At 63.8% G+C, this 14,424-nt stretch carries 18 protein-coding genes; 3 read left to right on the forward strand and 15 right to left on the reverse strand.

What is annotated here, in order from left to right; all coding sequences use genetic code 11:
• Window positions 1–59 precede the first annotated feature (59 nt).
• Both PZ895_RS14505 and PZ895_RS14510 read right to left on the reverse strand, forming a co-directional pair.
• The gene (locus tag PZ895_RS14505) at window positions 60–971 is read right to left on the reverse strand and encodes a D-alanyl-D-alanine carboxypeptidase family protein (protein ID WP_275839683.1); all 912 of its coding nucleotides are present in this window, start codon (window positions 969–971) and stop codon (window positions 60–62) included.
• A 77-nt stretch (window positions 972–1,048) separates the two neighbouring features.
• Complete coding sequence (locus PZ895_RS14510; RefSeq protein WP_275839684.1) at window positions 1,049–2,182, reverse strand: 5-methyltetrahydropteroyltriglutamate--homocysteine S-methyltransferase; 1,134 nt, start codon at window positions 2,180–2,182, stop codon at window positions 1,049–1,051.
• Window positions 2,183–2,316: 134 nt separating this feature from the next.
• On the opposite strand from PZ895_RS14510, the gene PZ895_RS14515 reads away from it, so the two are divergent.
• Window positions 2,317–3,345, forward strand: coding sequence for a TRAP transporter substrate-binding protein (locus PZ895_RS14515; RefSeq protein ID WP_275839685.1), 1,029 nt, complete (start codon window positions 2,317–2,319; stop codon window positions 3,343–3,345).
• A gap of 49 nt (window positions 3,346–3,394) precedes the next feature.
• Here the strand turns inward: PZ895_RS14515 and PZ895_RS14520 are convergent, their stop codons facing one another.
• The 7 genes from PZ895_RS14520 to ureC are packed head-to-tail and all read right to left on the reverse strand — an operon-like array spanning window position 3,395 to window position 8,603.
• Window positions 3,395–4,165: a class II aldolase and adducin N-terminal domain-containing protein gene (locus PZ895_RS14520; protein ID WP_275839686.1), complete on the reverse strand. Its 771-nt coding sequence runs from the start codon at window positions 4,163–4,165 to the stop codon at window positions 3,395–3,397.
• Window positions 4,166–4,225: 60 nt separating this feature from the next.
• Window positions 4,226–4,858 (reverse strand): urease accessory protein UreG, encoded by a 633-nt coding sequence (gene ureG, locus PZ895_RS14525; RefSeq protein WP_275839687.1) that lies wholly within the window; start codon window positions 4,856–4,858, stop codon window positions 4,226–4,228.
• Entirely contained in the window at window positions 4,855–5,502 is a 648-nt protein-coding gene (locus PZ895_RS14530) for an urease accessory protein UreF (protein ID WP_275839688.1), read from the reverse strand. Before PZ895_RS14530 ends, ureG begins: the two co-directional genes overlap by 4 nt.
• A complete protein-coding gene (locus PZ895_RS14535) occupies window positions 5,495–5,962 on the reverse strand; it encodes an urease accessory protein UreE (RefSeq protein WP_275839689.1) in 468 nt (155 codons plus the stop codon). Before PZ895_RS14535 ends, PZ895_RS14530 begins: the two co-directional genes overlap by 8 nt.
• Window positions 5,959–6,567, reverse strand: coding sequence for a glutathione S-transferase family protein (locus PZ895_RS14540; protein ID WP_275839690.1), 609 nt, complete (start codon window positions 6,565–6,567; stop codon window positions 5,959–5,961). The genes PZ895_RS14535 and PZ895_RS14540 overlap by 4 nt, the downstream gene beginning before the upstream one ends.
• Window positions 6,567–6,863, reverse strand: a complete 297-nt coding sequence (locus PZ895_RS14545; protein WP_275839691.1) for a putative quinol monooxygenase — start codon at window positions 6,861–6,863, stop codon at window positions 6,567–6,569. Before PZ895_RS14545 ends, PZ895_RS14540 begins: the two co-directional genes overlap by 1 nt.
• A gap of 27 nt (window positions 6,864–6,890) precedes the next feature.
• On the reverse strand, window positions 6,891–8,603 hold the full coding sequence (gene ureC / locus PZ895_RS14550; RefSeq protein WP_275839692.1) for an urease subunit alpha: 1,713 nt from the start codon (window positions 8,601–8,603) through the stop codon (window positions 6,891–6,893).
• A 217-nt stretch (window positions 8,604–8,820) separates the two neighbouring features.
• Between ureC and PZ895_RS14555 the strand changes: the two genes are divergently transcribed.
• Window positions 8,821–9,351, forward strand: coding sequence for a hypothetical protein (locus tag PZ895_RS14555; RefSeq protein ID WP_275839693.1), 531 nt, complete (start codon window positions 8,821–8,823; stop codon window positions 9,349–9,351).
• Window positions 9,352–9,516: 165 nt separating this feature from the next.
• On the forward strand, window positions 9,517–10,065 hold the full coding sequence (locus tag PZ895_RS14560; protein ID WP_275839694.1) for a hypothetical protein: 549 nt from the start codon (window positions 9,517–9,519) through the stop codon (window positions 10,063–10,065).
• 15 nt (window positions 10,066–10,080) lie between these two features.
• On the opposite strand, the gene PZ895_RS14565 is transcribed toward PZ895_RS14560, so the two are convergent.
• From PZ895_RS14565 to PZ895_RS14590, 6 genes are all read right to left on the reverse strand, one after another.
• Complete coding sequence (locus PZ895_RS14565; RefSeq protein WP_275839695.1) at window positions 10,081–10,386, reverse strand: urease subunit beta; 306 nt, start codon at window positions 10,384–10,386, stop codon at window positions 10,081–10,083.
• Window positions 10,387–10,395: 9 nt separating this feature from the next.
• Entirely contained in the window at window positions 10,396–10,983 is a 588-nt protein-coding gene (locus PZ895_RS14570) for a HupE/UreJ family protein (protein ID WP_275839696.1), read from the reverse strand.
• 28 nt (window positions 10,984–11,011) lie between these two features.
• Complete coding sequence (locus PZ895_RS14575) at window positions 11,012–11,314, reverse strand: urease subunit gamma (RefSeq protein ID WP_275839697.1); 303 nt, start codon at window positions 11,312–11,314, stop codon at window positions 11,012–11,014.
• A gap of 10 nt (window positions 11,315–11,324) precedes the next feature.
• Complete coding sequence (locus PZ895_RS14580) at window positions 11,325–12,152, reverse strand: urease accessory protein UreD (RefSeq protein WP_275839815.1); 828 nt, start codon at window positions 12,150–12,152, stop codon at window positions 11,325–11,327.
• 74 nt (window positions 12,153–12,226) lie between these two features.
• Entirely contained in the window at window positions 12,227–13,078 is an 852-nt protein-coding gene (locus tag PZ895_RS14585) for an ABC transporter permease (RefSeq protein ID WP_275839698.1), read from the reverse strand.
• Between the two features lie 10 nt (window positions 13,079–13,088).
• Window positions 13,089–14,375, reverse strand: a complete 1,287-nt coding sequence (locus tag PZ895_RS14590) for an ABC transporter permease (protein WP_275839699.1) — start codon at window positions 14,373–14,375, stop codon at window positions 13,089–13,091.
• Window positions 14,376–14,424: the final 49 nt, after the last annotated feature.

Genomic DNA, 14,424 nt, shown 5'->3' on the forward strand with positions numbered 1-14,424 from the left:
GTTGCGGCGGCGCGAATTGGGGCCGCGCCGCCGCAACGTGCTTTTCAATCGGCGAAGGTTCAATTCATCGGTGCGAGCAGCGCCTGCTGCGGCACCGGGCGCGGCGCCGAGGTCGCGGTCACTGTGCCGGCCATCGGCATATATTGCTCGACGAGCTGTTCCATGTGCGAATTGCGGCTTTTCGCCGTCTCGCCGCCCATCACGACCGCGACGAGCTTGCGGCCGCCGCGATCGACCGAAGTGGCCAGATTGAAGCCCGACGCGCGGATATAGCCGGTCTTCAGCCCGTCGACGCCGGCCACGCGGCCGAGCAGGTCGTTGTGGCCGCGAATGGTCTTGCCGGCATAGCTGAATTCGCGATTGGCGAAATAGTGGTAGTGGTGCGGGAAGCGCTTGTTGAGCGCGATGGACAGCAGCGCCATGTCACGCGCCGTCGTCTGCTGGCCTGCATCCGGCAGGCCGGACGCGTTGCGGAACGTGGTGGAATTCATGCCCATCTGGCGTGCGCGCTGCGTCATCAACGCGGCGAAATTCTCTTCCGTCCCGCCAAGGAATTCGGCCGTCGCCACCGCCACGTCGTTGGCCGAGCGGATGATCAGCGCCCGGATCGCCGTGTCCACGTCGATCGCCTCGCCCTGCCGGAAGCCGATCTTGGTCGGCACCTGACCGCGCGCATTGTCGGAAACGGGGATCATCGTCTGTTTGCCGATGCGCCCGGAATCCAGGGCTTCGAACAGCATGAACACCGTCATCATCTTGGTCAGCGAGGCCGGATAGCGAAGCTGATCGGCGTGGACGGAATAAAGCGAGCGCCCCGAACTGACGTCGACGACGATCGCGGCGTATTTTTCGGACGGGATCGGCGGCGGCGGCTCGGGCAGAACCGAGGTCGAGCAGGCGGAGACAAGCACCGCTAGTGCGAGGAGCGCCGCCAAAGGCGACAAGAACGCACGCCTCAACATCCCGCCCATTCGAAAAGCTCCCGCAAACCATGTCCCCGCCCCATCGTTCTGCACGAGGCATGGTTAAGCGGCAATGAAGAATGACGTTACTTCGCCACCCCGCCCCAGATCGCCTCGGCGGTCTCGACGACGAGGTCGAGCTTGCGGCGCTGGTCGTCGAGCGAGATCGAATTGCCTTCCTCGGTCGAGGCGAAGCCGCATTGCGGGGCGATGCCGAGCTGCTCGAGATCGACATGTTTCGACGCCTCGTCGAACTTTCGCTTCAGATCGTCGAGCCTTTCCATCTCGCCCGTCTTGGTTGTAATGAAGCCGGGCAGCACACGCTTTTTGCCCTTCGGCAGGAGGCGCAAGGGCTCAAGCCCGCCGGCCCGCTCGGTGTCGTATTCCATGAAGTAGATGTCGACGCCGGTCTGGTTGAAGACCGCGTCCGCCGCCGGATCATAGGCGCCTTCGGCCGCGTGGGTAGAGCGGAAATTGCCGCGGCACATATGCATCCCGATCAGCATGTCGTCCGGCCGGTCCTTGATCGCGTCATGCATCATCCTGGCATATTGCTCGATCAGCCAGTCCGGATCGGTCCCTTGCTCCTTTTGTGTCGCGCGATGCTTGGGGTCGCACAGATAGGCGAAGAAGATGTCGTCCATCTGCAAATAGCGGCAACCGGCATCGTAGAATGCCTTCACGGCCTTGGCATAGGTCTTCGAGAGGTCGGCGAAGAGCGCTTCCGGATCGTCGCGATAGTCCTTTGGGTGGATGTCGTCTTTGGCGGTACGGAAATGACAGCAACTCGGGCCGGGGATCGAAATCTTCGGCATCACCCTCGTCTTCGAGGCGACATAGCGGAAATGGTCGAGCATCGGATGGTCGTCTGGAAAGTCGAGCTTGCCGGTGATCGTTGGAAAGACCGGACGCAGCTTGACGCCGGCGAAGTCGACGCCTTTTTCGGGCGCGCGCTCTTCCATGTCGAAGCCTTCGAGCCCGCCCATGAAGTCGTAGTGCCAGAAGGAACGTCGGATCTCGCCGTCCGTCACGACCGGCAGTCCGGCTTCTTCCTGCATCCGGATCGCGTCGTCGATCGCTGCATTCTCGATTTCCTCGAGTTCCTCCGCGGCGATCGCCTTGTCCTCGTAGAATCGTTTGCGCGCATCCTTGACCGATTGTGGCCGAAGCAGGCTGCCGACATGGTCGGCGCGATAGGGCGGGGTGGCGATCGGCGTCATGGCGGTCCTCCGGATTGCTCGTCTGGGCGTGTCGTGGCTACCATGCGAAGGTGATGACGGCCAGCCTTTCAAGGGTGCTTCCAAGGCAGAAAGTTCTATCGTATAACAATCTCGGGACATGCAGGGAGGAACCCATGTTTAACTTGAAAACCTTGACTGCCGGCGCTGTTGCGTTTGCAGCCTTCACCAGCGTTGCCGCCGCGCAGGAAACGACGCTCCGCCTTCACCAGATGCTGCCGCCGCAGGCGACCATTCCCGCCGAGGCGCTGAGACCCTGGGCCGCCAAGGTCATGGAAGAGTCCGGCGGCCGTCTGAAGATCGAGCAATATGACGCGATGCAACTCGGCGGCACGCCGCCGCAGCTCGTCGATCAGGTCACCGACGGCGTCGTCGACATGATCTGGACCGTCATCGGCTATACGCCCGGCCGCTATCCGTCGACCGAGGCTTTCGAGCTTCCCTTCATGGTGACAACGGGCGAGGCGACGTCGAAAGCCTTCCATGAATATTGCGAAAAATACTGCATGGACGAGTTTGCGGGCGTGAAGGTCATCGCCTTCCACACGCATGGTCCGGGACTGATCCACTCGAAGAACCCGGTCGACACGCTGGAATCCATGCAGGGCGTCAAGATCCGCGGCGGCTCGCGCGTCATCAACCAGATGCTCGAAGCGCTGGGATCGACGCCGATCGGAATGCCGGTGCCGGCCGTCTCCGAAGCCCTGTCGAAGGGCGTGATCGACGCCACGACGATCCCATGGGAAGTCACGCCATCGCTGCGTGTTCCCGAACTGGTCAAGAACCATACCGGCTTCACCGGCGACGAGGGTCTTTATACGCAGACCTTCGTATTCGCCATGAATCAGGCGTCCTACGACGCGCTGCCCGATGAGATGAAGGCGGTCATCGATGCCAATTCAGGCATCGAGACCGCCGCCATGTTCGGCCGGGTCATGGATTCGGGCGACGAGGCCGGTCTGAAGATCGCGCAGGATCTCGGCAACAACATCATCACCCTCGACGAAGCCGAGACCCAGCGCTGGAAGGACACCGCCGCGCCTTTGATCGACGCCTGGATCGAGGAGATGAACGGCAGGGGCATGGACGCCAATGCCATGGTTGACGATGCCCGCGCGATGATCGCCAAGCATCTCGGCTCCTGATCGGCGGACGATTGCGAAAAGCCGGCTGCGAGCGATCGCAGCCGGCTTTTTAGTTGCGGAAGTTCGAGCCTTCCTCGTCGAGGATCGCCTTCAATTCCTCGAGGTGTCGCTTGGCGGACGCAACCGGATAAGTGTCCATCTGGGTCGCGACACGCTCGGCGATCTCGTCGGACAGGTGCCGGATCGGCTGTCCGGTCCACAGCGCCTTGATGTAGGTCTCGCAGGCGCGCTCGAAATAATAGAGCCGGTCGAACGTGTCGCCCACCGTCTCGCCGATGATCATCACGCCGTGATTGCCCATCACCATCACCTTGGCCTTCGGGTCGGAAAAGAGCCTCGAACAGCGCTCGCCCTCTTCCTCGAAAGCGAGCCCGCCATAATGCGCGTCGACCACCTGCCGTCCGTGAAACATCGCCGAGTTCTGGTCGATCGCGGGCAGCCGCGAATCCGCCAGAGAGGCAAGAACCGTGGCGTGAACCGAGTGGACATGCATGACACAGCGTGCATGAGGCACGTTGCGATGGATCGCCCCATGCAGCCCCCAGGCAGTCGGGTCGGGCGCATCGGGGCGCTTCATCGTGTCGGGATCGTTGGCATCGATCAGCAGAAGGTCGCTCGCCTTGATCCGCGAAAAATGCATCAGGTTGGGGTTGATGAGGATCTGCGTTCCGCCGTCGTCGACGGCGAGCGAGAAGTGGTTGGCGACGGCTTCGTGCATGTTGAGCCGCGCCGTCCAGCGAAAGGCGGCTGCGAGGTCGCAGCGCTCCTCGTAGAAGGGCAGGTTCGGACGGCGTGTATCGGCAAGCTGGGTGACGCTCATCGGGCGCTCTCCTGATCTTTGATGCGCCAGCATGTCGCTTGGCGACCCGCTGCGCAACCGTCAGGACGCCTGTCTCAACTGGTCCAATCCGCCATGTTCGACGAGGAAATCGACGATTTCGGCAACGCCCATGCCGCGCGAAAGATCGGTGAACGCGAATTGCTTGCCCACCCGCGCCTTGGCCGCATCGCGCGCCATCTGGTCGAGATCGACGTTCACGTAGGGCGCCAGGTCGGCCTTGTTGATGACGAGAAAATCAGACCGCGTGATGCCCGGCCCGCCCTTGCGCGGAATGTCGCCGCCCTGGCACACCGAGATGACGTAGAGCGTCAGGTCGGCAAGGTCGGGCGAGAAAGTCGCGGCCAGATTGTCGCCGCCCGATTCGATGAAGACGATGTCGAGGCCGGGAATACGCTTGGTCAGTTCGTCGATCGCCTGTAAATTGATCGAGGCGTCCTCGCGAATGGCGGTGTGCGGGCAGCCGCCCGTCTCCACGCCGACGATGCGGTCCTCCGAAAGCGCCTGCGCGCGCACCAGCGCCATCGCGTCTTCCCTGGTGTAGATGTCGTTGGTGACGACGGCGAGCGAGTAGCGTTCGCGCATCGCCTTGCACAGATTTTCGGTGAGCGTCGTCTTGCCCGAACCCACCGGCCCGCCGATCCCGACGCGCAGCGGGCCATTGGAAGAAGTCATGTGCGGAACAGCCTCGAATATTGGGTTTCGTGGTTCATGGCGGCGATTTCGGCGATAAAGGCCGACCCGCCGAGATCGTCGAGCGACGAATTCGCGGCGCGCGCAGTGATGTCGATTATCGTCGCTTCCATCTCGCGCAGGACGGCGACGCCGCGTTCCTGGCCGAGAAGCGAGAGCCTGATGCCGGCTTGGATCTGGTTGGAGACGAAGGCCTGGCAGTAGGTTGCAATCGTCCCTTCAAACGGCAATCCGTTGAATCCGGCCGACGCACCGAAGACGACCGGGTAGGGACAATTTGTCGGCAACGCGAGGCCTGCGGTCCATCCGGCCACCGCCTTTGCAAATGCCTGGCCCTGCGCCATCGTTTCCAGATGCCGCTCGGCCGAGCCCGCCAGCGCCTCGCCAAGTTCGGCCAACTCGCCGATGTCACCACCGTCACGCCCGCGCCGCCACGCTTCGGCCACGATCACCGCGTCGTTCCATCCGGTGCCGTGCCGCATCAGCCCGTCGAGCCATGCGCCGAGATCACCGACCCTCCCGTCCGCCGCCGCGCGTTCCAATCCATGGCTGTAGCTGAACGTACCGACGGGAAAGGCCGGCGACAGCCAAGCCATCAGCCGCAGCGTGGAGGAGGGATCAGCCATGCTGGTGATCGTGCCCGTGCGCCTTGCCGGAATAGGCGCCGCGCACCGGCTCGAACCCGGTCCGTACATGGGCGACGGTCGCCCCCAGCCCTTGCAGCATCGCTTCGATCACATGGTCGCGCAGGATGAGGATACGATCATCTTCGATCTGCGCTGCGAGATGACGATTGCCGATATGCCAGGCGAGTTCGACGAGATGTAGCCGGTTGCGCGGGCGGATCTCGAAAAGGTCTTCCGCGGCTGCCGCGATCTCGGCCAGCGACCCGGTGTCGAGCAACAGACAGTCGCCGGCACGAAGCGCAACCGCCTTCGGCAGGTCGGCGAGCACCCGCGCGCCCGTGTCAAGGATCAGGAGCTTGCGCCGCAAATGCCGCTCGTCATGGGCGAGCGCGATGGAGCCGACGACGGGACGGTCGCCGCGCGAGGCCACCTCGACCACCGCGTTCGCGCGAAACATCATGCAGCCATCGCCTCCTTTTCGCGGGCTTGGGCGCGGGCTAGTGCCGGCCGCGCCAGCACCCGGTCGAAATAGGCGTTCACGCGCGACGAACCGATCTCGAATTTCGCCCCGCGCGCCCATTGCCCGCAATGGCCCAGAACGACGTCGGCGCAGGTGAAGCGGTCGCCCATTGCGAAATCGCGCTCGCCGAGACGCTTGTCGAAATTACCGATCTCGGACGCGAATTCCGCCGTGGTCCAAGGCCCCACTTCGGCCCGCTGGTCGTCCGGCAGCCGCAATCTGTGCTTCAGCTTGTTCCAGAGCGGCGCTTCCAACTCGGCCTGTGCAAAGAAGAGCCAGGATGCGATCTCGGCCCGTTCGGCCGGCGTCGTGCCGCCCATGTGCTGGTCGGCGTGCTTGTCGGCGAGGTAGAAGACGATCGCAGCCGAATCCGTGACGACGACGTCGCCATCGGCCAGCGCCGGCATCTTGCCGCTCGGGTTGTAGCGCTGCATCGTCTCGGTGTGCATCTTCGCCTTGACGATCTCGTAGGGCTGGCCGAGTTCCTCCAGCATCCAGGTGACGCGCGTCAGGCGCGAGCCTGGCGATCCGACTGTCTGATACATCAATGGTTCTCCACTTTCTCGGCGTGGACGATCTCGATTTTGCGCTCGATCAGATGCGGCGCGCTCGCCTCCCGCCAGGCGGTGACATGCGCACTCTTCGCATGGGCGGACAACGCCTCGCGCGTCTCCCATTTCTCGACGAAGACCAGACGGTCGGGATTCGCGATGTCGGCGTGAAGATCATAGGCGATGCAGCCATCCTCCCTCAGCGTCGCCTCGCGGCAGATGCGCGCCGGCTCGCGCAGATGGTCGAGCGTGCCGGGCCTGATGATGAGCGTGGCGAAGACGTAGATCATGGAACCTCCCGTTTGATGCCGGGCACGCTAGAACAGAAAATAGCGCTGCGCCATCGGCAGGACGGTCGCCGGCTCGCAAGTCAGGAGTTCGCCATTGGCGCGAACTTCGTAGGTTTCCGGGTTCACCTCGAGATGGGGCGTGGCATCGTTGAGGATCATCGAGCGCTTGCCGATCCCGCCGCGCGTGTTCTCCACCGCGACCATTTCCTTCTCGACGCCCAGCCGCTCCCGAAGGCCACTGTCGAGCGCCATCTTCGAAACGAACGTCACCGATGAATTGGTGATCGCCTTGCCGAACGCCCCGAACATCGGCCGGTAGTGGACCGGCTGCGGCGTCGGGATCGAGGCGTTCGGGTCGCCCATCGGTGCGCACGCAATCGTTCCGCCGACGAGCACCATGTCCGGCTTCACGCCGAAGAAGGCCGGGTTCCAGAGCACGAGATCGGCCCTTTTGCCGATTTCGATCGAGCCGATCTCCTTCGACAGCCCATGCGCGATGGCCGGGTTGATCGTGTATTTGGCGATGTAGCGGCGGACGCGGAAATTGTCGTTGTCGCCGGTTTCTTGCCTCAGCCGCCCGCGCTGGCGCTTCATCTTGTCGGCCGTCTGCCAGGTGCGGATCGGCACCTCGCCGACGCGGCCCATGGCCTGTGAGTCCGAAGAGATGATCGAGAACGCGCCCATGTCGTGCAATATGTCCTCGGCCGCAATGGTCTCTTTCCTGATGCGGCTTTCGGCGAAGGCGACATCCTCGGGGATCGACGGCGACAGATGATGGCACACCATCAGCATGTCGAGATGCTCGGCGATCGTGTTGACGGTGTAGGGCCGGGTCGGATTGGTGGAGGACGGGATGAAATTGTCGAACCCGCACACCTTGATGATGTCCGGCGCATGGCCGCCGCCCGCGCCTTCCGTGTGGAAGGCGTGGATCGTCCGCCCCCCGATCGCGTCGATGGTGTTTTCGACGAACCCGCTTTCGTTCAGCGTATCCGTGTGGATCATCACCTGAATGTCGTGATCGTCGGCGACGGTCAGGCAGCAGTCGATCGCCGCCGGCGTCGTGCCCCAGTCCTCGTGCAGCTTGAGCGCGCAGGCACCGCCCAGAACCATTTCCTCCAGCGCCTTGGGCTGCGAGGCATTACCCTTGCCCGACAGGCCGATATTCATTGCAAACGCGTCGAAGGACTGGATCATGCGCGCCATGTGCCACGGTCCGGGCGTGCAGGTCGTGGCGAGCGTGCCATGTGCCGGGCCGGTTCCTCCCCCCAGCATGGTGGTGATGCCGGCGGCCAGCGCCTCTTCGATCTGCTGCGGACAGATGAAGTGGATATGCGCGTCGAAGCCGCCGACGGTCAGGATCTTGCCTTCGCCTGCAATCGCCTCGGTGCCGGGTCCGACGATGATCGTCACGCCATCCTGCGTGTCGGGGTTGCCGGCCTTGCCGATCGAATGGATCCGCCCGTCCTTGAGCCCGATATCGGCCTTGTAGATGCCCGTATGGTCGACGATCAGCGCATTGGTGACGACCGTATCGACCGCGCCTTCGCTGCGCGCCGCCTGGCTCTGGCCCATGCCGTCGCGGATCACCTTGCCGCCGCCGAACTTCACTTCCTCGCCATAGGTGGTCAGGTCGCGCTCGACCTCGATGAAGAGTTCGGTATCGGCCAGCCGCACACGGTCGCCGGTCGTCGGACCGAACATGCGGGCATAGGCGGCGCGTGAAATGCGGTTAGGCATGAAAGGCTCCTGCGGTGTCAGTGATGCCAAGGACTTGGAGGCGCGGTGACACGGCTCCGTCACATTGCGCACCTTCCGGCCACGAAATGACCAGCGAATGACCCCGATCGGTCCGCAACCGCACCGGCGCCGATGCATTTCTACCCCAGTCGCCACCGAGCGACGATCGTGAGCACGAAGGGACAGATCTCAAATCGAACCGAAGAGGAAATTCACGATGAAACGGATTATTGGACTGACGACCGCTGCCCTGATGGGCGCTTCGATGATGGTAGCCCCCGCGCTTGCCCAGACGAGCGTTGGCGGCGGCGCAACGGGTGGTGTCAACGCCGAGACCGGCGTGACCGGCGGCGTCAATGCCGGCGACACGGTTGACGACGCTGCGGGTGCCGCAACCGACACGATGGGCGAGACGGACGCCGGCACGACCGCCGCGATCGGCGCCGATGCGACCTTTGACGGCGCTCTCTCGGCGATCGAAGGCAATGCGACCAGCACGGCGGCCATCGACACGATGACCGAAATCGGCAGTGTCGAAGTCATCAGGATCGGCGAACTCGAAGACGCGGACATGACCGCGCTGGAGACGGCCACCACGGAACGTGCTGCGGAGATCACCGAGCTCCAGGCCGCGCTTGAGGCCAACACGGCCGTTTCGGCGGCTCTCGAAGCCGAGGACGTTGCCGCCAACGAGGTCGTCGCGGCCCAGATGGGTGCCGATGGCGAACTGGTCGTCTATGTCGAGTAACGCCCATTTCGTGTAGCGACAAAGCGGCGCGGGCTTGGACCCGCGCCGTTTTTTTGTGTTAGGGAGACCGCGCTTCGCAGTTGCGGTAGAAGCGGGCACAAGCCAAACTCGCATGAAGACAAGATTTCGACCCTGATCCGAAGCTAGACCGAAGGACCGATCAAGATGGCCCAGACCCTGTTCCGTAACAACCGTCCCCTGGCTCTCATTCTGGCCGGAGCGATCGGTTTGGCGGCCTCTGCTGCTTGCGCGCAGGGGCTCGACAGCGAAGGTGCGATCGACACGATCGTCGGCAGCGACGTCAAGACCGGCGAGAAAAGCGCCGTCGACGAAGGTGGGCGCGTGATCGCCGCCATCGAGGCGACCATGGACAATGCCCAGCTCGTGCGCCGCGCCTTCAATATCGACGAGGTCGAGATCGTCTTCCTGCCCGAGGTTGGAGAGGGCGACAGCGGGATTACCGAAAAGCGCGAGGAATTCGCCGATCAGATCGTCGAATTGCAGCAGTCGATCGAGGGCAGCGCAATCTTCTACCATGCGGTCGATTCCCGCCAGATCATGGTGCGCGACATCGTCGCCGTGGAATTCGGCAACGAGAACCGCACGGTGACGATTTTCGTTGCCGGCGCGGCACCGGCCGGCGCAGCGCCGGCGGCGACCGCTGACGAAGACGAGGTTGCTCCCGAGCAGACCGATGCCGAACCGGCAGATTGACGCTTCCGCATCCGCCTAAAGCCTGCCCATGATCTTCTGCTGGAAGCCGAAGATGCGCCGGGTTCCGCCGATTGGAACGAGCGTGACGTCCCGCTCCTGTCCGGGCTCGAATCGAACCGCCGTTCCAGCCGCGATATCGAGTCGCATCCCCCGCGCCGCTTCGCGATCGAACACAAGCCCCTCATTGACTTCGTGGAAATGATAATGACTGCCGACCTGGATCGGCCGGTCGCCCGTATTGGCGATCTTGATGGTGACGGCCGGTTTGCCTGCATTGAGTTCGATCTCGCCGGCGGCGGTGATGATCTCTCCGGGGATCATGCGCATCTCCTAGCCGGCAACGAAGACGAGGATGACGGTGAATGCAGTGACGGCGCCGAGCGCGCGCACGGGCAGATCGCGACAGTCGAGACGTGCAAGGGCGGCGGCAAGACCGATACCGGCCGCGTGGAGGGCAATCGTCGCGATCAGGAAGCCGGAACCATGGGCAAGCGCGTTCGCGCCGTCCATCTCGGTACCGTGCGCGTGACCGTGGAAGACGGCGAAGAGACCGACCAGCAGCGCGGCCGGCACGGCAGGTAGCCGGATCGCGACCGCGACCATCAGGCCGAGAACCACCACCGAGCCGAGGATCATCGGTTCGACATAGGGCAGGGCGGCACCCGACAGCGCGATCACGAACCCCACCGCCATGAAGGTCGCGAAACCCGCCGGCACGGCCACGATGGCGCGGCCGCCGAGCGAAGCGGCCCACAGCCCCACCGCGACCATCGCGAGGATGTGGTCGAGCCCGGTGACCGGGTGCAGCAGGCCGGACATAAAGTCGTGATCGGTGCCGGTTGCATGGCCGGGATGGGCAAGCGCCGCTGTCGCCGCGGCGATCAGAGAAAAGACAGCGAAGAATATGCGTGTCGGCATCGGCCGTCATCCTTGTTTGTTGGGCTTGTCAGCGGATCGGCTCATGGACGGTCACGAGTTTGGTCCCGTCCGGAAAGGTCGCTTCGACCTGAACGTCGTGGATCATCTCGGCAATGCCGTCCATCACCTGATCGCGTGTGATCACATGGGCGCCCGCTTCCATCAGATCGGCGACGGACCGTCCGTCCCGTGCGCCCTCGACGACGAAATCCGTGATCAGCGCGATGGCCTCGGGATGATTGAGCCTGACGCCGCGCTCGAGCCGCTTGCGGGCGACGATCGCGGCCATGGCGATCAACAGCTTGTCCTTTTCGCGAGGCGTCAGGTTCATGGCTTCACTTTCAGCTTGTCCAAATCTTGGGCAGTCCTGCCCGTCCGTTGAGCAGGCGGATGAGGGAGACCAGCCGCGCCCTGAGGGCGTAGCCGTCCTCGGCGACCAGCCTCGCAAGAAGCTTGCCAGTCGTGCCGACGCGCCAGTGGCTGGCGCCGCCTGCATCGCCGATGATCGCGCGCGCCGGATCGAGCATGTCGCCCGCGCGATCTGCGATCATCAGGACCGTCGCGACGGCCTGCCCGCCGGCAGCGATCGCCGGGCGGGCGAGTTGCGCCGCGATATCGGTGCCGATGCGAAAATCCTCGGCATGGACGAGCCTGCCGTCGACGCACACCCGCCAGCGATCGTGGAACGTTGCGGCGCTGACATGTTCGCCCATCGCCTGTCGTCCGAAGATGGTGGCTTCCAGAAGCAGTGCGCGCGCGCCGGGTTCAAGATCGATGTCGAGCTTTCGAACAAGCGCCGATCGGTCGAACAGGATCGTCTCCTGCGGCAGCCAAGCGAGCCGCGCATCCATGCCCGCCTTGAGCGACACCGAAACACCGGCGTGCCCGTTTCCGGCCCGGTAGATCTTCTCGCAGGCTTGCGTCGTCAAAGCGAGATGGGTTCCGGCTGCCGCCTCGATCGACCAGGCGACGCGGTCGCCGCCCGTCAGCCCCCCGGCCGTATTGATCAGGATCGCCTCGAGCGCGTCGCTTTCGGGAGCGGGAAAGCGAATTTTCGCCGCTCCCTCCTGATAGAGCCGGTCGAGCCCCGTTCGGTCGCCGGACAGCTTGACCGAGAGGCGTCCTGTCGCGCGCACGCGCTGCAGGACGGGACGATCGGCGGGCATCATGTTCAAGTCAGGTGCTCTCGGCAGGGGCGGTTGCCGATGCTGTGCAACCTGCGTGCCAGATCACGCTGATGGTTCTACTGCGCCGTCATGCCCCGCATCCGTTCCGAGCGGCGACGCAACAATTCGATCGTCGTCAGGAGCGCGATCGAGAACAGCACCAGCACGGTCGCGACGGCGAGGATCGTCGGGCTGATCTGCTCGCGGATGCCCGACCACATCTCGCGCGGAATCGTCCTTTGTTCGACACCGGCCAGGAACAGAACGATGACGATCTCGTCGAAGGAGGTGATGAAGGCGAAGAGCGCGCCCGAAATCACGCCCGGCAGGATCAGCGGCATGGTGATCTTGCGAAATGCGGTCGTCGGCGACGCGCCGAGGCTCGCGGCCGCGCGCGTCAGCGAGTGGTCGAACCCGACCAGCGTCGCCGTCACGGTGATGATGACAAAAGGCGTGCCGAGCGCCGCGTGGGCCATGATCACGCCCGGCAGCGTCCCGGCAAGACCGATGCTCGAATAGAAGAAGAACATGCCGGCGGCCGAGATGATCAGCGGCACGATCATCGGTGAGATCAGGAGCCCCATGATCAGCCCGCGGAACGGCATTTCCTTGCGCGACAGACCGAGCGCGGCGAGCGTTCCGAGCACCGTCGCGATCAAGGTCGCGAAGACGCCGATGATGACCGAGTTGCGGATCGAGTTCATCCACGCCGCGGAGTTCCAGAAATCGCGATACCAGCGCAGCGAATAGCCGTCCGGGTCAAGCGTCAGCATCTCCCGCGTATAGGTGAAATAGGGCTGCACGTTGAACGACAGCGGGATGATCACCAGGATCGGTGCGATCAGGGAGAAGAAGACGAGCCCGCAGAAGATGCGGAAGGCATAGTACCAGATGCGTTCGAGCGGTCCGGCATAGGTGGGAAGCGCCATCGTCCTGTCCTCAGCCCAGCTTCACGTTGTCGATGCCGACGATTCGGTTGTAGATCCAGTAGAGGATCAGGACGCCGGTGAGCAGGATCGTGCCGAGCGCGGCGGCAAGCCCCCAGTTGAGCGAATTCTGCATGTGGAAGGCGATCAGGTTGGAGATCATCTGGCCGCTCTGGCCGCCCACCAGCGCCGGGGTGATGTAATAGCCGATCGAAATGATGAAGACGAGGATGGCGCCCGCGCCGATCCCCGGCACCGTCAGCGGCACATAGACCTTCCAGAAGGCCGTCCAGTTATTGGCGCCGAGCGACCGCGCCGCGCGCATATAGGAGGGCGAGATGCCCTTCATCACGCTGTAGAGCGGCAGAACCATGAACGGCAGCAGGACATGCGTCATCGCGATGATCGTGCCGATCGCATTATGGATCATCGGCAGCCGGCCGCTGTTCGAGATGATGCCCGACCAGACCAGCAGCTCATTGACCACGCCCTGCTGCTGCAAGAGCACGATCCAGGCCGTGGTGCGCACCAGAAGCGACGTCCAGAAGGGCAGGAGGACGAAGATCATCAGAAGGTTGGACGTGCGCATCGGCAGCGAGGCCAACAGAAAGGCGATCGGATAGCCAAGCAGGAGCGTCGTGCAGGTGATCGCGACGGACAGCGCCAGCGTGCGCAGGAAAAGCTGGACGTAGACGCGCTGCGTCGTCGGCTGGCGTTCCAGTTCGCCGTCGGAATTGTATCGCATGTCGATCGCGGAAACGTAATGCGCGGTCGTATAGGGCCGTGCTTCGCGTTTCAGGATGTGCCAGATCTGCATGTCGCCCCAGCGGCCATTATTGTCGATCACGGCCTCGCGGAACGGTGCCTCCATGTCGTCGGCCCGCCTGGCAAGCCCGGCCACCAGGCTGCGCGCACCGGAAAGCTCGTAGTTCAGGCGGATGGCGAGTTGGCCGACCGTGCGGTTTTCCTGCGCGATGGCGAGGTCGGCGACGAGCGCGGCATAGGTCTCCTCGGACGGCAGATCCTCGCCATTCCAGTCGGCCAGCGCGTCGGCCGTCTGCGGAAGAGTCGCGACGATCACCGGATTGTCGACGCTGCGCCACATCATCTGGCCGATCGGAATGATGAAGGTGATGACGATGAAGGCGAGGAGCGGTGCGACGAGCAGGAAGGCGGTGATCTTGCGCCGCCGCTCGGCGCGCTTCAAAGACGTTTTCAGCGGGACGCCGTCGGCCGTCACCATGTCCCGCGGCGCGGGATCGGTGGGAGAGGCGGCCGGAGCGAGCGCTGCCTGTGCCATAGATTCGATACTCCTCGCGGAATGCGTGTCCGCGGTCATGCCGGAAGAT

The organism is Mesorhizobium sp. YIM 152430 (genome assembly GCF_029210365.1).
Taxonomy (GTDB): Bacteria; Pseudomonadota; Alphaproteobacteria; order Rhizobiales; family Rhizobiaceae; genus Aliihoeflea.